General features: G+C 70.2%; 15 protein-coding genes. 3 read left to right on the forward strand and 12 right to left on the reverse strand.

Features of this window, described 5'->3' with window-relative positions:
* Window positions 1-3: 3 nt before the first annotated feature.
* The 7 genes from ACN265_RS26145 to ACN265_RS26175 all read right to left on the reverse strand — a co-directional run bounded on the left by ACN265_RS26145 (window position 4) and on the right by ACN265_RS26175 (window position 7,945).
* Window positions 4-1,194 carry a restriction endonuclease subunit S gene (locus ACN265_RS26145; protein WP_421410227.1) on the reverse strand — a complete coding sequence of 397 codons (1,191 nt, stop codon included), beginning with the start codon at window positions 1,192-1,194 and terminating at the stop codon, window positions 4-6.
* Window positions 1,187-3,586, reverse strand: a complete 2,400-nt coding sequence (locus ACN265_RS26150) for an N-6 DNA methylase (RefSeq protein WP_421410228.1) — start codon at window positions 3,584-3,586, stop codon at window positions 1,187-1,189. The genes ACN265_RS26145 and ACN265_RS26150 overlap by 8 nt, the downstream gene beginning before the upstream one ends.
* Window positions 3,587-3,770: 184 nt before the next feature.
* Window positions 3,771-3,974 (reverse strand): hypothetical protein, encoded by a 204-nt coding sequence (locus ACN265_RS26155; RefSeq protein WP_421410229.1) that lies wholly within the window; start codon window positions 3,972-3,974, stop codon window positions 3,771-3,773.
* A 108-nt stretch (window positions 3,975-4,082) separates the two neighbouring features.
* Window positions 4,083-5,546, reverse strand: a complete 1,464-nt coding sequence (locus ACN265_RS26160) for an SAVED domain-containing protein (protein ID WP_421410232.1) — start codon at window positions 5,544-5,546, stop codon at window positions 4,083-4,085.
* Window positions 5,547-5,550: 4 nt separating this feature from the next.
* Window positions 5,551-6,462: an AAA family ATPase gene (locus tag ACN265_RS26165; protein ID WP_421410234.1), complete on the reverse strand. Its 912-nt coding sequence runs from the start codon at window positions 6,460-6,462 to the stop codon at window positions 5,551-5,553.
* Window positions 6,459-6,968, reverse strand: a complete 510-nt coding sequence (locus ACN265_RS26170; protein WP_421410236.1) for a hypothetical protein — start codon at window positions 6,966-6,968, stop codon at window positions 6,459-6,461. Before ACN265_RS26170 ends, ACN265_RS26165 begins: the two co-directional genes overlap by 4 nt.
* Window positions 6,965-7,945 (reverse strand): CBASS oligonucleotide cyclase, encoded by a 981-nt coding sequence (locus tag ACN265_RS26175; protein WP_421410237.1) that lies wholly within the window; start codon window positions 7,943-7,945, stop codon window positions 6,965-6,967. Before ACN265_RS26175 ends, ACN265_RS26170 begins: the two co-directional genes overlap by 4 nt.
* 86 nt (window positions 7,946-8,031) lie before the next feature.
* Between ACN265_RS26175 and ACN265_RS26180 the strand changes: the two genes are divergently transcribed.
* The 3 genes from ACN265_RS26180 to ACN265_RS26190 all read left to right on the forward strand — a co-directional run bounded on the left by ACN265_RS26180 (window position 8,032) and on the right by ACN265_RS26190 (window position 10,017).
* On the forward strand, window positions 8,032-8,406 hold the full coding sequence (locus ACN265_RS26180) for a helix-turn-helix domain-containing protein (protein WP_421410240.1): 375 nt from the start codon (window positions 8,032-8,034) through the stop codon (window positions 8,404-8,406).
* The gene (locus tag ACN265_RS26185; RefSeq protein WP_421410243.1) at window positions 8,375-8,917 is read left to right on the forward strand and encodes an ImmA/IrrE family metallo-endopeptidase; all 543 of its coding nucleotides are present in this window, start codon (window positions 8,375-8,377) and stop codon (window positions 8,915-8,917) included. Before ACN265_RS26180 ends, ACN265_RS26185 begins: the two co-directional genes overlap by 32 nt.
* Before the next feature lie 251 nt (window positions 8,918-9,168).
* Window positions 9,169-10,017, forward strand: coding sequence for a hypothetical protein (locus ACN265_RS26190; RefSeq protein ID WP_421410245.1), 849 nt, complete (start codon window positions 9,169-9,171; stop codon window positions 10,015-10,017).
* 106 nt (window positions 10,018-10,123) lie between these two features.
* Here ACN265_RS26190 and ACN265_RS26195 read toward each other — a convergent pair whose 3' ends face one another.
* The 5 genes from ACN265_RS26195 to ACN265_RS26215 are packed head-to-tail and all read right to left on the reverse strand — an operon-like array spanning window position 10,124 to window position 19,549.
* Entirely contained in the window at window positions 10,124-11,818 is a 1,695-nt protein-coding gene (locus ACN265_RS26195) for a condensation domain-containing protein (protein WP_421410248.1), read from the reverse strand.
* Between the two features lie 45 nt (window positions 11,819-11,863).
* Window positions 11,864-13,171: an MFS transporter gene (locus tag ACN265_RS26200; protein ID WP_421410250.1), complete on the reverse strand. Its 1,308-nt coding sequence runs from the start codon at window positions 13,169-13,171 to the stop codon at window positions 11,864-11,866.
* The gene (locus tag ACN265_RS26205; RefSeq protein WP_421410251.1) at window positions 13,172-14,374 is read right to left on the reverse strand and encodes a cytochrome P450; all 1,203 of its coding nucleotides are present in this window, start codon (window positions 14,372-14,374) and stop codon (window positions 13,172-13,174) included. It abuts the gene before it with no gap.
* Window positions 14,355-17,780, reverse strand: a complete 3,426-nt coding sequence (locus ACN265_RS26210) for an amino acid adenylation domain-containing protein (protein ID WP_421410253.1) — start codon at window positions 17,778-17,780, stop codon at window positions 14,355-14,357. Before ACN265_RS26210 ends, ACN265_RS26205 begins: the two co-directional genes overlap by 20 nt.
* Window positions 17,777-19,549, reverse strand: a complete 1,773-nt coding sequence (locus ACN265_RS26215) for a carbamoyltransferase (RefSeq protein WP_420117397.1) — start codon at window positions 19,547-19,549, stop codon at window positions 17,777-17,779. The genes ACN265_RS26210 and ACN265_RS26215 overlap by 4 nt, the downstream gene beginning before the upstream one ends.
* Window positions 19,550-19,571: the final 22 nt, after the last annotated feature.

Genomic DNA, 19,571 nt, shown 5'->3' on the forward strand with positions numbered 1-19,571 from the left:
CCGCTACGCCCCCTCCGTCGGAACCCGCACCCGCCCCGTCAAAAGATCCTCCATTAGCCCATCCTTAAGGCGTCGAATTTTTGCTAGCTTGATCTGCTCCGCTCTGATGCCAGTCTTGGCAGACTTACTCGCCGATACTATTTTTCGCTGTTCGCCTAATGACGGGACAGGTATCTCGAAAGCAAGCACATCAGCCCGGGTGATATTGGGATCCTTCCGGGTGCTTGCTGCGATCCTCTTCCAAAGGTGACGCCGAATTTGGAGTGCCAATTGAACATAAAGAGGATCGACGCTTGGATCTTGCACTTCGACCGCACTGATGGCTTGATTGATCGTTGCGGTGCGTCCAAGCACCGCCGTGCGACCGATCTGCGCCCATCCTCCATACATCGCAATAAGGACTGTCCCCGGACTTAGTACTGGGCAGGAGTAGTCCGCTACGGCAGCATCCGTGACCCACTCATCCGTTGACGTAACAATATCCTCATTGAGATCCAAGGTCTTAACCCAAGGCAGGCTAGGGTTGAGATAATAGCGGGGATAGAGCGCACGGGATGGCGTCGAGCCCGAACGGATGCGGCCAATTGAGCCGAGCGTGCGCATCAACGCGGGGGGCTGACTGTTGGCTGCCTGCTCTAGCATGCTGAATAGCGCGCCTTGAGTGGTAGTAGTGAGCTTGGCGAGCAGGCGTTCGGTAGCGTCGATCGAATCGTCTACCGAGTCTAAGATATCCGCGACCCTCTGCTGCTCACGTTCAGGTGGCATGAGGATTGAGATATTCTTGAACGATGAGTACTTCAAATTCCAGGTATCGCTGACAAGGCCCTGTGATCGATTCTTGAACTCAGTAATGAGGCGCGGGAGTCGCAATAGATGAGCGACGAATCGCGTGTCTACCCCTTTGGCTGGCCGACACACGGTATATGCGGGACTAACAATTCCCGAGAGGTTGGATCTAGCCGACACTCCCTGCCACATCCGCATAGTGTTGTAAACGATGTCTCCGCTATGGACGCGGCGATATGCTGTCTTGTCGGCGCTCGAGATGTCTCGCCGGCCACTCTCGTGCTGCGGCACAACGCCGCGACCGGCAAGCACGGAAAGAAGAGGGTCCCCCGCAACGCCTCTCTCCGTTCGGAGCTGGAGCACTTCGCCGAGCGTGCAGAGCTGCCATCCGTCATTCGCGTCACGCATAGCTCAATTCCTTGAGGTAAGTGGCGAGCTGAGCGGTAGCGGCATCGCGTTGGAACTCGATGTCGGCTAGCGAGACAGCGTACTTGTCCCACCAGTTCTCCAGCGCAGCCACCACTTGGCGGCGATGCGCGGCCACGTAGCCGTCCAGGTGGGCCACCAGGTCCTCGTGCCAGATGCCCGTCACCAGACCCTGTTCGCGTGGGCCAGTCAGCGCCGCTCGCGCCCGGTCCAGCGTGGCGACGAACTCCGCTTTCAGCTCGCGCTGACGCTTGCGTATTTTCGTCAGGTCTGCCTTGAGGCGCTTGAGCTCCGCCGGGCTGACCGCCTCTTCGGCATCGTCATCCACTGTCTCGTCGTCCTCGCCGACAGGCGTCGTCGCTGCCTTGAGCCGGGCGTCCAGCTCAGCACGCTGTGCCTCGACCGCGGCTAGCTCCTCCAGGTAATCGGGCACAAGTTTCGGCACCATTCGGTGCTCCAGAGGATTGGTCGTTGACCGCTCATCCTCCAGTGCCGTGCCGATGGTGGTAACCCAGCCGTCCACCACTCCACCGAAGCCGTGTGTAGCCAGGGTGCGCAGGTCGTATTGGTTGGCGTCCCACCAACGCACGATCACTCCGGCGATCTGGAACCGGTCGAGCAGCCCGACCGGCAGTAGCGCTGTGGTGAACGAGTCGATCAACTCGGCGCGGGCCGCCATCAATCGTTTTGTGGCTGGCAGTTCGATGATCAGCTTGCGATGCTCGCCCCACCACTCGCGTTGGGCGGCGGCCAGCGCGATCTCGCGGTCGCATACCCCAGCATGCTCGGTGACCCGCGTGGCGAGCGCCGGACGGTCGACGCCCGGATGGAAGTCGAAATAGGTGTCGTCCCGGTCTATGAACACAGCGTCGGTGGTGAAGCCGTGCGCGGCCAGAAGGTCGGCCTTGTTGGCGATCTCGGCCTTCGGTACGCCGCCGTGCAGGTGGGCACGCACGTCGTGCGGTTCCGGCGGCGGGGCGTTGTCGGCGTACCGGCGGATATTGAGATTGTCGTCGTTCTTGCGCAGTTCCTCGCGGGTCACGACGCGCGCGTAACCGGGGATGTCGGTGAACGCCTCGTACGCGTACGCAATTTTTTCGATGTGCTCGGGCACCAGGTAGTTCTGGGCGCGTCCGGCGGCGTACTCGTGGTCGGCGTTGATGAAAAGCACTCGACCGGCCCGTCCTGGCGGCTTGGATCCGGGCGCGCGCAGCACCAACACGCAGGCGGGGATGCCAGTGCCGTAGAACAGGTTCGGAGCAAGGCCTATAACGGCCTCGATGACATCGTCGTTCAGCAGGTTGGTGCGGATATCGCGCTCGGCGCCCCCACGGAAGAGCACGCCATGCGGCATGACGGTGGCCGCGACGCCGTTGGCCTTGAGCACGGAAACCATGTGCTGAACGAACATCAGATCGGCTTTTTTTCCGCCCTCCGGTGCCCAGCCCCAGCGGAAGCGGTTGCTGTAGCGCATGCCGTCGCTGGAGTAGTTCAGCGAGAACGGCGGGTTGGACAGCACCCGGTCGAACAGATCGATCTGGCCGCCGTGAGCGTGGCGCGGGTTGGCCAGGGTGTCGTCGTTCTCGATCTTCGCGTCCGGGATGCCGTGCAGCAGCAGATTCATTTTCGAGATCGACCAGACGCTGCCGGAATTTTCCTGCCCGGCCAGCAGCAGGTTGCGCGGGTTACCGCCGTGCTCCTCGACGTACTCCTTGGCGTGGATCAGCATGCCGCCGGAGCCCGAGCACGGGTCGTACACGCTCATGCCTTCGGCCGGCTTGACCAGCCGGACCATCATCCGGACCACCGCCCGGGGGGTGTAGAACTCGCCGCCCTTTTTTCCGGCCGAGTCCGCGAACTCCTTGATCAGATACTCGTACGCGGCGCCCAAGAGGTCCGGGAACTCGAAGTCCTCGGTGCGCAGCCGGTGGCGGCCGAAGTGTGCGATCAGGTCCCGCAGCTTCTTGTCTGGGATGCGTGAGTTGCCGACCTGGCGGTTGAAGTCGATGTGCTGGACGACTCCCTCCAGCGAGTCCGGGTTGGCGTCCTCTAAGGCGGCCAGTGCTTTGTTGATGCCGTCGCCGACGTTGTCGTGAAGCCGGCGAAGATGGCCCCAGCGAGCGATCTCCGGGACGAAAAACGCCTCCCGGTACGACTCCGGCTGTTCGGCGCGGTACTCGGCCTCCTGCGGACCACGGTCGGCGTAGCGGGCCACGACCCGTTCCCGTTCGGCGTCGAACATGTCCGACGCGCGCTTCAGGAACAGCATTCCGAAGATGTACTCCTTGAACTCCGAGGCATCCATCTTGCCCCGCAGGATGTCTGCCGCCGCGAACAGATGCCGCTCCAACTGCGGCAACGTCAACTTCCGCACCCGCTCCACCCTCTCCGCTCGCCCATGGTCGTGCAACCGCCCAGCCTAGGCCCGCGCAGGCCGCTGCCCGTGCCGGGATCACCCGCGCGTTGCATATTTCCGTCAGAACACCGAGCGTGACTGCGTGAACCAAGCTCGTGTCCGCGCAGGTTAGGGCGAAGGCGGCGCTGTGCCGTAGGCCTTGTCAGCGGCGGCCCACCCTGCGAGAACACCAGCGCCGAGGACGGCGGTGATCATGGCAGCGGCCGTACTCCGGCCTGGTGACGAGGAAGCGCAGGTCTACCTCGAGGTCGAGCGGGGCCGCTACGGCGAAGTAGACCACTTCCTGCACCCGGCTGTCGGTGTCGATAGGCAGGTCCATTGCCCGGTACGCGTGGTCCTCGTCCATCCAGTTAGGCCGGCGATCAGGGCATCCTCCCGGATCGGCTTGGCGGCCGACAGCTTGCCATTTGCCGCCGTCCGGTTGCCCAGTGGTGCGAACAGCACTGTCTCTAGGCTAGTTCGGGATCAAGAAAGCAGGCTCGTAGCCGTTCTCGCAGAGGTCCTCGTAGGTTCTCGTGGTAGGTACTCGATCCCACATGCCGCCGAGGAGGACGGCGAGAGCTGCGGGCATGGCCATGAACAGGTGCAGTACCGGTGGGTTGAGCGTGCGACGCATACTGCGGGCGAGGTCGCGGATGGCGAGGGCGACGGCGTAGGCGTGACGGCTTCCCGTGATGCTGGTGTTGGTGACCCCATCCGGTAGCCGCACGGTGACGATCGGCATGTGCTGCCCGTTCGCGGCGAGGTAGCGGGTCACGTCGTCGGTGAGGTCGGCGGAGATCGCGAGGGCCAGCGCGACGTCAATGCCGGGGGGAAGATCCGCCACTGGCTGAGAGAGCTGCAAGGGGGCGGGTCTCACGGCGGTGGCTGGCTTAGTCCAGACTTCGCCGTCCTTGATTTTCGCCGGAGTGAATCCGGCAGTCTCCGAGAGCATCGCCGCAGCCGTGAACCAGGTGGGCAGCCGCATCGTGCCGGTGAGCAGGATCCGTCGTGCACCGATGCTTCGTAGCGTGCGCTGGGTCGTGACAAGCTCGGGTCGCAGGGCATTTTCCCACTGCCTCGGGTCGATGAGCCCGCGCCGGTCCCGGGCTTCGGTGCCGCGGAAGCGGGCGACCCAATTGAGGGTAATGCGGGCGTCGGGTGCGATGACGTGCTCGTCGAGGGCGTTGATGGCGACGATCGTGAAGGGTTCGTGGGCGCGCAGACCCAGCCGGTCGATGACGGCGTCGATGTCGTCGGCGTGCTTTGCCGTGCGATCGATCTTCACCCATTCGCGGACCTCGGCGATTCCAAGCCGGAAGGCAGTGCCGTCGGCGCGCACGCCGGCGGCGTGGCTGATGTCGCAGATCTGGTCGCGCCACGCGGCCTCGGACGCGTCGGTGCGCAGCCGCAGATGAGAGAGCAGCTCGTGCAGGTCCTCGTCGGTGCAGCGAAGATGATGCAGGAGTGCGGTGCGCGCGTCGACCGTGGCGCGGGCGGTGGCGTGACGAAGCCGGTCGGCGAGGCGGTCGTTACGGTCGCGCAGCGTCAGAACCGGGTCCTGCGGGTCGATCGAGCGGTTGGTCACCAACGTCAACTGCGGATGTGGTCCGGCACCACGCAGCAATCGACCGGTCTGGTGGAAGCGTTGCAGAATGCTCAATCCGCCGGTGCGTGTGAGTTTGGTCAGCCATTCGATCGTCGCTGGCCGCTCGGCGCTGACGGCGGCCTTGACCTGGATGTAGTCGGCCGGCGCGACCGTTCGCTCGACGACAACGTCGTCGACGTTGCCGACCTTGAACGCTTCGACGGTGACAGCCTTGACGTCGGCGTGCGGGACGAGGGTACGCAGCGCGGCGTGCCAGGCGACGGCGTGCTGCACGTCGTCGCCGGTGAGCCGGGCTCCGCTGGGAGCAGGAGTTTCCGCCGTGCCCGCCATCGGCTCACCGGCGCTCGGTGAACGGGCGGGTGGGCGGGTGCGCCTCGATCTGCTGCGCGATCAGCTCAGCAGTGAGGGGACGGTCCGGGTAGGCGGCCAGACAGGCGGAGGCGAGGACGCGGTCGACCAAGTCGGAGTAGGTGTAACCATATCCGCGTCCGTTCGGCCCGGTCAGCGCGACCAGATCGGTGATCTCCCGCTCGGTGAGCCCGACGCCGTCGAAGACGGCGGTCAGCACGGCGGCGCGCTGTTCGTCGTTGGGCCGCGCGAAGTCGAACTCGGCGGCGGCGCGACGCCGGATGGCCGGGTCGAGCGCGTCGGCGCGATTGGTGCACATGATGACCAGCACGGGCAGACGTTCGGTGGCGACCTGGCTGATGCCGCGAATCAGGGCGTTGACGCCGGCACGGTCCTCGTGGTGCATCTGCGCGGCCTCGCGTGACTGGGCGAGCGCGTCGGCCTCGTCGATGATTAGCACCACGGGCCGGCGGCCGCCGGCGGCGCGGGCCTGGTCGATTAGAACGTCGAAGGCGGTGCCGATCAGGCGGGTCATCTCGCCGACGGCGCCGCTGCCGCGGGTTCGCAAACTCAGCCGCTTAACCCGCACGCCGATCCGGTGGCGCCGGGCGATCGCGTCGGCGAAGGTCTCGGCCAGGGTGGTCTTTCCGGTGCCGACGTCACCAGCGAAGATGATCAGCGGCGGGCGGGCCGTCACCCGGTCGATCGCGGGAAGCACCGCGCCGTGATGGCGCACGCTCCACTGCTGTAGCAGCTGCGGCTGCAAGATCAGCTCGGCTTCCTTCGCCAGCCGGGTCTTGATCTCGTCCAGACCCACGAGATTGACGTACCGCTTCTGCGCGTCGGGGTCGGGCAGGTCGAGGTCTTCCTCGAACAGGTCTTCGCTGATAGTCGTCATAGCGGTCGGTAGCTGCTCCTAGTGAACCCCGTCCCAGAGGCGGAGTAGGTGCGGTCGAGGGTGAAGTGTCCGCCGATGTAGCCGGGTGAGGTTCCGGCGGTGCGGGTGAACGGCAGCGAGGCGTTGACCGCGTCGCGGCCCGTCTCGCCCAGGTTCCACCACGCTTGCGCGCGGGTGAGGTAGCTGTGGAAAGCGGCACCGGAGACGTCCGCATGCCGGTACACCCCGCCGGCGCGCTCGTCGGCGGTTAGGGTTCCGCTCACCGCGGTGTACTCCATCGTGAGGATCCAGCTTCCGGAGCGCTTGAAACCGTAGATGACCTTTTCGACGTACCCGCCGTACGCGAGGACGGCGATCTCCTCCGCGTAGGCGGTGATCTCCGAGTCGCTGGGACGGCCGTAGTAGCGCTGCATCTGGCGCAGGTCGGTGGCGACCTTGGAGGCGACGTAGCGGGCTGAGGACAAGCTGAAGGTGTTGCTGGCGGAGTAGCTGTAGGAGACGGTCACGCCTGCCCCCGGAACCGGCTGCCGAGGACGACCTGCCAGCACGCGACGGCCTGCGCCTTCGTGGTGGCGTACCGGGCCTCGGTGATGGCGTCCAGGGACTCCTCGGCGGCGTCCACGATGCGCTTGCGGTCGATCTCGTCGTAGAGCCGGGCCGCGTTGTTGGCCGGGTTGACCGGGTCGAAGATCTCGATCGCGTCGGTCCGGACGCTCGGCAGTTCCGTAGCGCGATAGTAGTCGGCGAACGCGATCCGCTCGGCCAGGCCGGTGCGCACGATGTAGTCAAAAAACCCTTCGAGCGCTGCCGGGTAGTCGGTGAACGTGACGGCGCCAGTGTCGAGCAGGTGCGCGCACAGCAGCTCGGCCATGAACGACTTGAACCGGAACTGTCCGTCGCGCTGCTTCTGCTCGCCGATCCACCACTTGACGAACCGCACCACCTGCACCCAGTCCTGCGGGCAGGTCCGCTTGCGGTCGGCAACGAAGTCAAGGTGTAGCCGCACGCTGGTCAGCAACCGGTCGCCGGTGCTCTTCGCGAGCAGGTATCCGCGATCGCCGGGGTCGCCCTCGTACAGCACCGGTACCACGTCGATGTCGATGCCGCTGGACTTGAAGTGGATGTTGACGCAGTGCGTGCTCACCTCGATCTGCGACGGGTCGATCAGCGCGCCGTAGGCCGCCCGCAGTCGCTCGGCGATCCACTCGAGCAGCTCCCCCTCCTGCTCGGGGGCCTCGTCGTTGCGTACGTACACCGCAACGTCGAAGTCGTTGACCGTGCGCAGCGCGGTGCCCTTGGCCACCGATCCGGCGTGCAGCATCTTGACCAGCGAGAAGCCGGGATTCTCGGCGATGTGGCTGGTCAGCTTGTCGCGCAGAGTGTTGACCTGCTGGCGTCGGCTGTCAGCCACTGCCTTTGGCAGGTTCACCGCCCGCTGTGCGAACGCGGCAAGGTCGTCGTGCGTCACTTTCTGCTCCGCCATGTTACCTCCGTGTGACGGTCCCCTCGATCGACCAAGACGCTAACACGAGAGTTGGCGTGGATCGCAAGAGCAATTAGGATGTTCGGGTGGATCACAAAGATGGCACCGGTCAGGCGAAAGCCGATAACCCAGTCGAGCCGGCGTACCGCGAGCTTGGCGACACGTTGTCGCGCATTCGGCGCGCCGCCGGGCTTACTCAGCGTGAGGTTGCCGACCGGGCTGGAGTGGGCCGGCCGACGCTGGCCAACATCGAGAAGGGGCGCCAGCGGGTGCTGTACCACCAATTGCTCGACATCGCCGACGCGCTCGGCACCGATCCGCGGGAGCTGCTGCCGCCCCCGGCAGCCACGTCGCCAGCACTGGATCGCCTCGATGATCTACAGTCACCCGCCGATGTGATTGACTGGGTTCGTCGAGGACTAGCGCGAGGTGGCGGACACGACCGTGGCGACGAAGGCTGAGCAGGCAGCTCAACGACTCCTGGCCCGGCACGGGGTGACGCAGGGGCCTTCACCGATCATGGAGCTTGCCGACGCCGAGGGAATCACCGTCGTCCGGGAACCGTTCCGCGACGATGGAGTATCCGGGGTCCTGCTGCGCGAACCCGACAAGACAGTGATCTTGGTCAACGCGGCCAACGCTCCCACGCGGCAGCGATTCACGATCGCTCATGAGATCGGCCATTTCCTGCTGCATGACGGTGCTGTTTACCTCGACGGCCGAGCCCGAGTGAACTTCCGCGACGGTCTCTCGTCGATGGCCACCGACCACGAGGAGATTGAGGCCAACACGTTCGCGGCGGCGCTGCTCATGCCCGCGCGTTGGGTGAGGGTGTCGTTCGAGACGGTGGTCCGTGACAGCGCGATAGGCAGCGAAGATGAACTGGCCGATGTGCTGGCCAGCCAGTTCGGTGTGAGCCGTCAGGCGATGTCGTTTCGGCTAATCAATCTGGGTCTCATCGCTTCTCCATGAGGTGCCATCGCGCCGCGATCATTCCCAAGAGGTCGAGGCGCTTCGCGCGACCGTCGGAATGCTGGCCTGCAACGCCGGTCGCCAGGTGGGTTGAACGGCACCTCACAACGGTACGCCCGGACGGGCTATTTCAAGAAGGATCTTGGCACCTATCGGCCCTTGACTACGGTGAAGAGCCAGTCGGCGCGCGGCCTGGAGACGTTGCGTGGCCTCCTGTCCCCCACCCTCAGCGGCACCCGGAAGGGACAACCATGAACGGCGAAGAACTGCGTGAGGCACTACGGGCCGAGATGGCCGCCACCGCCCGGCCACCGTCGTTGAGCGTGGACACCGCACTGCGGACCGGCCGCCGGGCCCGGGTACGCCGTCGTGCCGTCTGGGCCGGGGCCGGCGTCACGGCGGCGCTGCTCGCGGTGACCGGGGTCGGGGCGGTCGGCGCGGCCGGCTCCGGGGGGTTCACCCCGGCGGCGCCGGGGGTCGGCACCGTCCCGCCGCCGTCGGTGCACGACACCAAGCCGGTGTGGCCGACCGGCCCGGACGGCCAGCCCCAGGAGGACCGGACGGCACGGGCCGGCACCCGGTACGACCGGGCGGCCCGGCTGCTCGACGACCTCGTCGCGGTGGTCCCGGCCGGCTACACCGTGCCGTCGGACCCGGCGAACCCACCCGCCGGCCAGCCGCCGTCGCGCGATCACCAGGCACAGTTCGACGACAGGGTGGACGGCGTCGAGGTGTGGAGCTACACGTCCTCGGCCTCCGTCCGCCAGGGCCAGCGGACGGGCCGGTTGCTCGTCGAGGTGCACAGCGCCGGCAACCGGCTGCCGACCGAACCGTGCCCGCTGGCCCGGCAGTTCTGGGTCACGGCGGGCGCGTGCGAGGTGGTGACCGTCGGCACCACGCGGATCGGTGTGGTGGTCCGCGCCGCCGCCGCCGACGACCGGTTCGACCAGTGGGCGGCGTACCGGCATCCGGACGGCACGGTGGTCTTCGTGGCGCAGTCCCGACGGCTCGGCGACGGGCAGCCGGAGCTCGCCGCCCTGCCGTTCACGCCGGAGCGACTCGCGGTCCTCGCCACCGACAGCCGGTTCCACCTGCGCTGAGCGCGGTTCCCCGGCCCGCCGGCCGGACCGGGACGGCCCGGTCGCGGCGACAGGGTGCCGTCGACCCGGACGGGCGCGGGCGGCGGGCCCGGTCGCGGCGGTACGGTCAGCGGCCGGTGCCCGCCGCGCGGATCGGCTGGGCCCGCCACCCGGCCTCGTCCCGGGGCGGGTGCGGCGGGCGGGCACACAGGACGTACGACTCGGGGGCCATCGCGCCGTGCCGGCCGCCGAGCGTGGCCATCACCGCCGCGTGCAGTTCCCGGGGGCCGACGCGCGGGTCCGCCGGGGCGGCGTAGCCGACGAGCGACCGGGTGCCGCCCGGCCCGCCACGCAGGATGATCCGGGCGGTCGGGTCGCCGGCCGCGGCCCGGAGCACCTGTTCGCTGGCGGTGACGTCGATCCAGGCGGCGTCGATCTCCACCCACTCCGGGCCGCGTACCACCGGGTCGAGGTCGACGAGATCGCCCAGCCGGGCGAGGTCGACGTCCCGGTCGGCGGCGGTCAGCAGGATGCGTTCCATCGACCACAGCAGTGCCGCGGCCTCGTCGGTGCTCACGTGCCGGACGTCGTGGGTGAGACCGACCACGACGGTGGGCCTGGTGTGCAGGATGGTGAGCCGGACCGGGTCGGTGGTGGTCGCGTCCAGGCCGCTCTCCACCTCGGTGCCGTGCACCGGTGCCCCCGCCCGCCCGTCGAAGACGCCGCCCCGGGTGCTGCTCATGTCGTTGATCACCAGGTCCCGGTGCCGCTGGCAGCCCCGCTGGGAGCCGATCGACTGGACCGACTCCTCCACGGCGGTCGCGTCGAAGTAGGCGTACTGGTAGGCGTTGAAGATGGCCAGGTGGGTCCGGCGCAGGGTCTCGTGGAACGACGGGGCGGGGCTGAACGGGACCAGCGCACTCTGCGCGATGCTGCCGACGAAGTTCTGCATCCGGGGCAGCGCGCGGTTGCTGTAGAGGGCCTCCAGTGCGGCCAGTTCGGTGCCCGTCCACCAGGACAGCAGGGTCGCCGTGGTGGTGACGAGAACGCTGGCCGGGGTGACCCTGGTCCGCCTGGCAACCGCGTCGATCGCCTCGGCGACCGGCCCGGAGCGCAGGGTCGCGAGGCGGAACTCCGGCGGCCCCTCCCGACGGGCCGGCACCGAGAGCAGGCAGGGCGGGATGGTGTGCAGTTGCTGCCGCCAGTAGGCGAGGGTCCTCGCCATCCGACGCCGCGCCTGCGGGGTCCGCTCGTACTCGGCCTGGTCGGCGGGCTGCCAGACCGGGGGGCCCACCGTGCGGTCGGCGGGGGACGCGACGAGCCCGACGAGTTCGTCCAGCACGAGGTTGGCGGTCACCAGGTCCGCGACGGCGTGGGAGAACTCGAAGACGGCCCGGACGGGCACCCCCGCGTCCGTGGTCACCGCCATCCGGACGGGGAACTCGGCGCCGTGGTCGAACGGGCGGGGCGGATCGCTGATCCAGGTCCGGTCGTACGCCCCGGACCCGAGTTCGAGCAGCAGCAGGTCGACGTGCCCGTCGCGGGTCACCACCTGGGCCCGTTCCACGCCCGGGCCCACCTCGTACACCGTGCGTAGTCCCTCGTGGCGGGAGACCAGCACGCCGACCGCCGCGCGGACGTCGTCGACGGTACGCCCGGCGGGCAGGTCCGCGTACCCGACGAACACCGCGCCGCTGCCCTCGTACGGCAACCAGTCGAAGACGTTGCTCTGACCGTGGGGCATCGGCCACCGGCCCGAGCGGAGCCCGGCGAAGGGCACCCGCACCGTCCGTACGGCGGTCGACGTCTCGGCTGTGGTCATCTGGCTACCCCCGGGTCGGAATGGGTCGGGCGGACACGGGACCGGTCACTCCCGGCGACCGGGCACCACGCCGCCGGGCACCGCGTCCCGGTCGGCTGCCGGTCCGCCGGCCGACGCGGCGTCCCGGTCGGCTGCCGCGTCCCCGTCGGGTGCCGGGTCGGCGTCGGTGGCGACGGGTTCCGGGGCCGGCTTCGGGTGGGTCAGCAGGCGCAGCCCGGCCAGCAGGATCACCAGCGACAGGACGGCGAGCAGGAGCCGGTGGTCGACGACGACGATGAGGGCGGCGGCGACACCGATGGCCGCCGTCTGCGGGATCGTCACCAGCATCCCCGCCGTGGTGAAGGCCCGCCCCAGCAGCCGCGACGGGGTGTGCCGCTGCAACAGGGTGTTCCAGCCGATCGAGAACCAGGTGACCGCGAGCCCGATGCCCACCGCCCCGCCCAGCACCACCGCTGTCGCGCCGACGGCCAGGGCGGCGCAGCCCACCCCGAGGCCGATCAGGGCGCCGCCGATGGCCCTCGCCTCGCCGACGCGGCGCAGCAGCCACGCGCCGGTGAAGCCGGCGACGATGGAACCGATCCCCTGGACACTGACGATCACCCCGAAGAACGCCGCCGGCCGGTGCAACCCGTCCTCGACCACCACGAAGATGATCGGTTCCAGGAAGCCCACCGCCCCGAACGCGACGGCGCTGACGACGGTGACCTGGGACAGCAGCGGAACCGACCGGATGTGGCGCAGGCCGGCGAGCAGTTCGGTGCCGAACCGTTCCCCGCTGCGTTCCGGTGGCGACTCGGCGACCCGCACCGTGGCCAGCGCGATGATGGCGGCGAGGAAGGTCAACGCGTCGATCAGCGCCAGCAGGTGACCGCCGAACGCGGCGTAGATGCCGGAACCGACGAGTGGCGCGAGAATCCGGGTGAACCCGAACAGGGTGCCGAACGCCGCGTTTGCCGAGCCCAGGTCACTGTCGGGCAGCAGGTCCTTGAGCAGGGCGTTGCGCCCCGCCATGAGCACCGTGGCGACACAGCCGTGCACGATGGCGACGCCGTAGATGATCCAGGTGTGGTCGGCGGTCCGGACCAGCAGCAGCGCCAGCACCGCCAGCCCGGCGATCGCGTTGGTCGCCATCAGCAGCGGCTTGCGGCGTACCCGGTCGATCTGCCGTCCGGCCAGCGGGGCGAACAGCACCGGCAGGCCCATCGCCAGGAACACGGCACCGGCGGCCGAGTTGCTCCCGGTGAGGTCCTTGACCCAGATGCCGAGGGCCAGCAGCAGCGCGGTGTCCCCGAAGCCCGACAGGGCGTCGCCGACGTACAGCCGACGGAACCGGGCGTCCCTGAACGCGGTCACTCAACTCAGCGCCTCTCGGTGGTTGGTGGCACGGCCCACGGGTTCCAGCCGTACCTGCAGGTGGCGGTAGCCGTGGACCAGGTTGGAGCGCAGCGGCACCGGCTCGCCGACCACGGACACCGAGTCGACGAACTCGGCCAGCGCGAGCAGCAGCGCCCGCAGTTCCAGCCGGGCCAGCGCGGCCCCCAGGCAGTGGTGCGGGCCGTAGCCGAACCCCAGATGGTTGGCCGGGCGGCCGGGACGGAACTCGTCGGCCGCCGCGAAGTGCCGGGGGTCGCGGTTGGCCGCCGGCAGCCAGGCCACCACCGCCTCGCCGCTGGCCACCCGCTGACCGGGCAGCTCGACGTCCTCGGTGGCGACCCGCAGCACGTGCATCGCGGGTGAGGTCCACCTGATGACCTCCTCGACGAGCGGCCCGACGAGGTCCGGGTCGGTGCGCAGCCGGTCCAGGGTGCCGGCGGCGGTGGCCAGCGCGTGGAAGCAGCCGGCGATCGCGTGCCGGGTCGTCTCGTTGCCGCCGACCAGGACGTTGTCGCAGTTCAGAAGGACCTCACGCAGGTCGAACCGGGGGTCACCGGCCAGCGCGCTGATCAGGTCGTCACCCGGGCTGCGTCGCCGCTCGGCCACCAGGTCGGCGAGGTAGAGGATCATCTCCGAGTGCGCCGCCTCCGGGGGCATCCGGTCGAAGGAACTGTCCGCGCCGCCGAAGGCGTGGCTGGTCAGCTCGATCAGCATGTCCCGGTCTGTCGCCGGCACGCCGAGCAGGCGGCAGACGACGCTCGCCGGGATCACCGGCCCGAGGGAGGCGGCGACGTCGAGGCCGCCCGCCGACACGGCGTCCGCGACGAGCTGGCGGACCTCCTGCCGGACGACGTCCTCCAGCGACTCGGCCATCGCCCTGGACAGGAAGGGCATGATGACGCTGCGCAGCCGGGTGTGCCGGGGGCCGTCGGCGACCACCAGCATCCCGCCGCCCGCCTTGTCGGGGTGGTCACGGTCGAAGCCGATCATCATCCCGTACTCGGAGGTGAACGCGGCCTTCGGTGCCAGCACCGCGCGGCACCCGGCCAGCGAGAAGACCGACCAGAAGCCACCCGGTGAGGTGCCGGCGTCGCTCCACAGCACGGCGTCGTCGGCGGCGTACCGACGCCACCTGGCGAACCGGCCGGGGTCGAGGTACAGGTCAGGGTCGCCCAGGTCCATCGCCGTTCCCCCTCTGCTCGGTCCGCACCAGGTCGGCGATCTCCCGGGCCAGGTCGGCGAAGGACGGCCGGCGGAACACGGTGACGATCCGCAGGTCGACACCGAACCGCCGGTGCACCGCGCCGACCAGGTGCAGGGCCTTGATCGAGGTGCCGCCGAGCGCGAAGAACTGGCTGTCCGCGCCGAATTCCGTCACCCCCAGCAGGTCCCGCCAGATGTCGGCGAGCCCGGCGGCGACCGGGTCCCCCGGCGGGGAGGCGGCGTCAGGGACGGGCGGGTCGGCGGGGACGGGCGGTTCCGGGTCCGGGTCGCGGCCGAGCGCCGCCAGCAGCGCCGCCCGGTCCACCTTGCCGTTGGGGGTCACCGGCAGGGCCGGCAGCCGGTGGCACCGCGCCGGCACCATGTAGGGGGGCAGGTTGGCCCGCAGGAACTCCCGCACCTCGGACGGCTCGGCCGGGCCCGTCGACACGGCGACGAGTTCCACCGGTTCCGCGTCGGTGACCGCCACCACCGCGTGGTCACCCACCTGCGGGCAGTCGCCGAGCACCCGTTCCACCTCGCCCAACTCCACCCGGAACCCACTGATCTTCACCTGGTCGTCGCGGCGGCCCAGGAACACCACATCCCCGTCGGGCCGCAGCCGTACCAGGTCGCCGGTGCGGTAGAGCCGCTGGCCGGGCGCGTCGGCGAACGGGTCCGCGACGAACGCCGTGCAGGTACGCCCCGGATCGCCCACGTAACCGTCGGCCAGCCCCTGCCCGCCGACGTACAGCTCACCGGTGCCGCCGGGGGTGACCGGGGTCAGCCGGTCGTCGAGCACCCGCAGGTAGCCGCCGTCGATCGGGCCGCCGATCGGGATGACGCCCCCGTCCAGGTCGGCGGGGACGACCTCGTGCGCGGCCGAGAAGGTGGTGTTCTCCGTCGGCCCGTACGCGTTGACCAGGTGCTGCGGCGCACCGGCGGCCAGCATCCGGCGGATCTGCGCCAGCGCGTACTGGTCGCCGCCGATCAGCAGCACCCGGAGCCGGGCGAAGGCGTCGGGCACGTGCGTGACGATCGCGTTGAGCAGGGCGTTCGTGGTGAACATGACGCTCACCCCGGTCTCGGCGAGGAACCGCCCCAGCCGGTACGGCGACAGGGTGACCTCGCGGGGCACCACCACCAGCGTCGCGCCCGCGCACAGCGCGCCCCAGATCTCCAGGGTGGCCGCGTCGAAGGCGGTGTTCGACAGGTGCGCGACGACGTCGTCCGGCCCCAGCCGCAGGAAGTTGGAGTGCGGCACCAGCCGCAGGATCGCCTCGTGCGGCACCACCACCCCCTTCGGCGTACCGGTGGACCCGGAGGTGTACATGACGTACGCCGGGTGCCGGACCGTCACCGGGACGTGCGACGACCCGACCGGTCCGGAAGCACCGGCCGCCCCCACCGCAGCACCGACCGCCCCGGGCAGCTCGATCGTCGGCACCCCGGGCGGCACGTGGTCCTCGCGGCCCCGCTCGCACAGCGCCAGCCGCACCCCGCTGTCCCGCCCGATCGCCCGGCTGCGGGTCGGCGGCTGGGCCACGTCGACGGGCACGTACGCCGCCCCGGCGCGCAGCACGGCCAGGAACGCGGTCACCGCGTCCGCGCCCCGTGCGGCGGCGACCGCCACCCGGTCCCCCGGTCGTACGCCCGCCGCGACGAGCCGCCCCGCGAGGCCGGCGGCGGCGGTGTCCAGCGCGCCGTAGCTGAGCTCCCGGTCGCCGTGCCGGACCGCGACCGCCTCCGGGTGGGCCCGCGCCCGCAGCGCCACCACCTCGTGCACCGGCCGCTCGGCGGGCTGACGGACGTACCCGTGGGCGACCGCCGGTGCCACCGACGGTCCCGACACCACCGGGGTGTCCGGGGCGGCGCTGAGCCGGGCGAGGTCGGCCAGCAGGGTGGCGTGCAGTTCCCGCGCCCGCTCCGGGGTGAACAGGTCGGCGGCGACCTCCAGGGCGGACGTCGCCGACGTCGTCCCGGTGGTGACGGTCCACAGCAGCTCGAACTTGGCGGTGCCGGTGGACAGCACCTCCCGCACGGCCGGTGCGCCGGCCGGCGCCCAACGCCAGTCGCGGTCGTCGACGTGCGAGATGCCGACCTGGGTCAGCGGGTTCCCGTCCGGCCCGGCGGCGTCGGTCAGCTCCGCCACCAGCTCCTGCAACGGCGTCCACTGGTACGCGAGCGCCGTACTGACCTGCGCACGGACCTGGGTGACGAGGTCCCGGAAGGTGGTGTCGGCGTCGATCCGGGCCCGGACCGGCAGGACGTTGACGAACATGCCGACGGTGTCCTCGTCGTCCACCGTCCGCCCACCGAACGGCGCGCCGACCACCACGTCGGACGCGTGGGTCGTGCCCACGGGCGCGGCGACCCGGCTGAGGAAGGCCGTGTAGGCGGCGAGCAGCACCATGAACTCCGACGCCGCGCAGTCCCGCGCCAGGTCGGTCAGCCGGGTGACGAGCGCCGGGTCGAGCGGCGCGGTCACCACCGCGCCCGCCGGGCCCACCACCTCGGGTCGGGGCCGGTCGGTCGGCAGCGCCAGCCGACCGCCCAGCCCGGCGAGCTGAGCCCGCCAGTGGGCCAGTGACTCCGCCGTGTCGGGCCGGTTGGCCAGGCCCCGGCGGCGTACCGGTGGCAGCTCCCCGGCGAGGCCGACCCGGGCGCCGTACGCCTGCTGGAGCTGGCTGTCGAGCAGGTCCAGCGAGTGCTGGTCGGCGATCAGGTGGTGCAGGGTGAGCAGCAGCACCGCGTGGTCGCCGGGCTCGGTGACAAGGCAGGCGCGGGCCAGCGGCGGCACGTCGGTGGGGACCGGGCGGCGGGCCTCCGCGTCGAGGTGCCGCCGGGACTCGGCGGCGGCCCGGTCCGGTTCCTCCCCGGACAGGTCGACGACCGTCCACGGCAGTGTGGCGGCCGTCCGGACCAGTTTCCGCCCGTCCGCCGGGAAGCAGGTCCGCAGCGCCTCGTGCCGGTCCACCAGCTCCTGCAGGGCGGCGCGCAGCGCCTCGGCGTCGACCGTACCGGCGAACTCGTACCGCACCGGGACGCAGTACAGCGGCGAGTCCGGGTGCATCCGGTCCAGGAACAGCAGCCGCTCCTCGGTCGGCGAGATCGGCACCCGGCGGGCCGGCGGCGCGAGCCGGGCCAGGTGCGCCACCAGGTCGACCGGCCGTCGGTAGCGGAACAGCAGGTCCATCTCGACCGGTACGCCGATCCGCCGACGCAGTTCGAGCGCCACCTCCACGGCCTGTAGGGACTGCCCGCCGAGGTCGAAGAAGTCGGCGTCCGGGGCGATCTCCGCCCGCCGGAGCACCTGACCGAAGGCGGCCCGGACGATCTCCTCGTACGGCGGGGTGTCGACCGCCGCCGGCTCGTGGTCGACGCTCACGCGGGCCCCCCGGCGGTGCGGCGGACCAGGTGGCCGTCGAGGACGAGGGCGTCCAGGGTGGACCGGGCGAAGGTGGCGACCGCCTCGGCCGGGGTCCGGACGATGGGCTGACCGCGCAGGTTGAACGACGTGTTGACCAGCACCGGCAGCCCGGTCCGCCGGCCCATCTCGCGCAGCAGCCCCCAGAACAGCGGCGCGTCCTCGCGGTGCACCACCTGCACCCGGGCCGACCCGTCGACGTGCGTGACGGCGGGCAACCGGTCCCGGTAGGGCGCCCGGACGCCGGTGACCATCAGCATGTGCCGGAACGCCGCCTCCGTGCCCGGCGGGATGTCGAAGTACCTGGCGGCGTCCTCCACCGGCACCGCCGGGGCGAACGGGCGGAACTCCTCACGCTGCTTGACCACCGTGTTGAGGTGTTCGCGCATGGTGGGCGAGCGCGGGTCGGCGAGGATGCTGCGGTTGCCCAGGGCACGCGGGCCAAACTCCATCCGGCCCTGGCACACCGCCACGGTGGCCCCGCCCTCGATCAACGCGACCGTCTCGCGGACCAGGTCCGCCTCGGCGTACCGGCGGATCTCGAAACCCGGACCGAGGTCCCGCAGCGCCGCCGCGACGTCGTCGGCGGTGCACCCGTCCCCCCAGTACGGCATCCGCATCCCGGTCGGCGTCGCCGGCCGCGCCTCGCGCAGCGCGGCCAGGGCCGCCCCGAGCGCGGTGCCGTCGTCCCCGGAGGCCGGCTGGACGAACACCTCGTCGAAGAGGCCGCTGCGCAGGATCACCCCGTTCGCCGAGCAGTTCAGCGCGACCCCGCCGGCCAGGCAGAGCCGACGCAGCCCGGTGCGGCGGCGGTACTCGGTCAGCACGTGCAGCAGGGTGCGTTCCAGCGCGTCCTGCAGGGCGGCGGCCACGTCCATGTGGTGCTGCCCCAGCTCCGCGTCGGGCTCGCGGGCCGGCCCGAGCTTCTCCTCCAGCCGGCGCAGCACCCCCTGGTGCGTCTCGCGTTCCATCGGGGACTTGTTGGCCGACAGCAGCGGTACGGCGTACCCGCCGTCGGGGTCGAGCCGGACGAACTCGTCGAGGGTGGCCCGGTAGCGCTGCCGGTCGCCGTAGGGGGCCAGGCCCATCACCTTGTACTCGTCCATCCCGGGTTGGAAGCCGAGATAGTGGGTGAAGACGCTGTAGAGGATGCCCAGCGAACTCATGATCGGGTAACTGCCCTGCGGGTCGAGCACCGCGCCCCGCCCCGCGAACACCGTCAGCGACTCCTGCTCGCCCATGCCGTCGGCCACCATTACCAGCGCCTCGTCGAACCCGCTGAGGTAGTAGCTGCTGGCGGCGTGGGCCACGTGGTGCCCGACGTGCACGAACCGGGGTTCGCCGACGGCCGGCGGGTAGTGGGCGGCGAAGACCTCCCGCTGGACGCGCTGCGCGTACACCTCCTCGTACCAGCGGGTGGAGAGGTGGTCGAGCTGCCAGACCGGGGACGGTTCGTAGCGGAAGCCGTGCGCGACGACCGCGACGTCACGCATCGTCGCCCCGGCCGCCCGCAGGCAGGCGTCGATCGCGTCCCGGGGGAAGCGGCCGGTGCCCTTGTCGCCGTCGTAGCGTTCCTGGGCGGCGGCGGCGATCACCCCGGTCTCGTCGACCAGCGCCGCCGCGGAGTCCAGGCCCTGGACGATCCGTTGTTCCCGCCGCCACCCGTCGCCGAGTATCGCGCGCTTGAGCGCCGTGCCGCGGTCGAGGCCGCTGAATCCCAGCGTCAGCATTGTCGTCAACCTTCGTTCGCAG

This window comes from Micromonospora sp. WMMD730 (genome assembly GCF_049178955.1).
GTDB classification, from domain to species: domain Bacteria; phylum Actinomycetota; class Actinomycetes; order Mycobacteriales; family Micromonosporaceae; genus Micromonospora; species Micromonospora wenchangensis.

Bases quoted from the DNA above. Each gene is read 5' to 3' on its own strand.
- ACN265_RS26145 (WP_421410227.1), bottom strand. From the start codon at position 1,194: ATGCGTGACGCGAATGACGGATGGCAGCTCTGCACGCTCGGCGAAGTG.
- ACN265_RS26155 (WP_421410229.1), bottom strand. From the start codon at position 3,974: ATGGACGAGGACCACGCGTACCGGGCAATGGACCTGCCTATCGACACC.
- ACN265_RS26160 (WP_421410232.1), bottom strand. From the start codon at position 5,546: ATGGCGGGCACGGCGGAAACTCCTGCTCCCAGCGGAGCCCGGCTCACC.
- ACN265_RS26165 (WP_421410234.1), bottom strand. From the start codon at position 6,462: ATGACGACTATCAGCGAAGACCTGTTCGAGGAAGACCTCGACCTGCCC.
- ACN265_RS26175 (WP_421410237.1), bottom strand. From the start codon at position 7,945: ATGGCGGAGCAGAAAGTGACGCACGACGACCTTGCCGCGTTCGCACAG.
- ACN265_RS26190 (WP_421410245.1), top strand. From the start codon at position 9,169: ATGAACGGCGAAGAACTGCGTGAGGCACTACGGGCCGAGATGGCCGCC.
- ACN265_RS26195 (WP_421410248.1), bottom strand. From the start codon at position 11,818: ATGACCACAGCCGAGACGTCGACCGCCGTACGGACGGTGCGGGTGCCC.
- ACN265_RS26205 (WP_421410251.1), bottom strand. From the start codon at position 14,374: ATGGACCTGGGCGACCCTGACCTGTACCTCGACCCCGGCCGGTTCGCC.
- ACN265_RS26215 (WP_420117397.1), bottom strand. From the start codon at position 19,549: ATGCTGACGCTGGGATTCAGCGGCCTCGACCGCGGCACGGCGCTCAAG.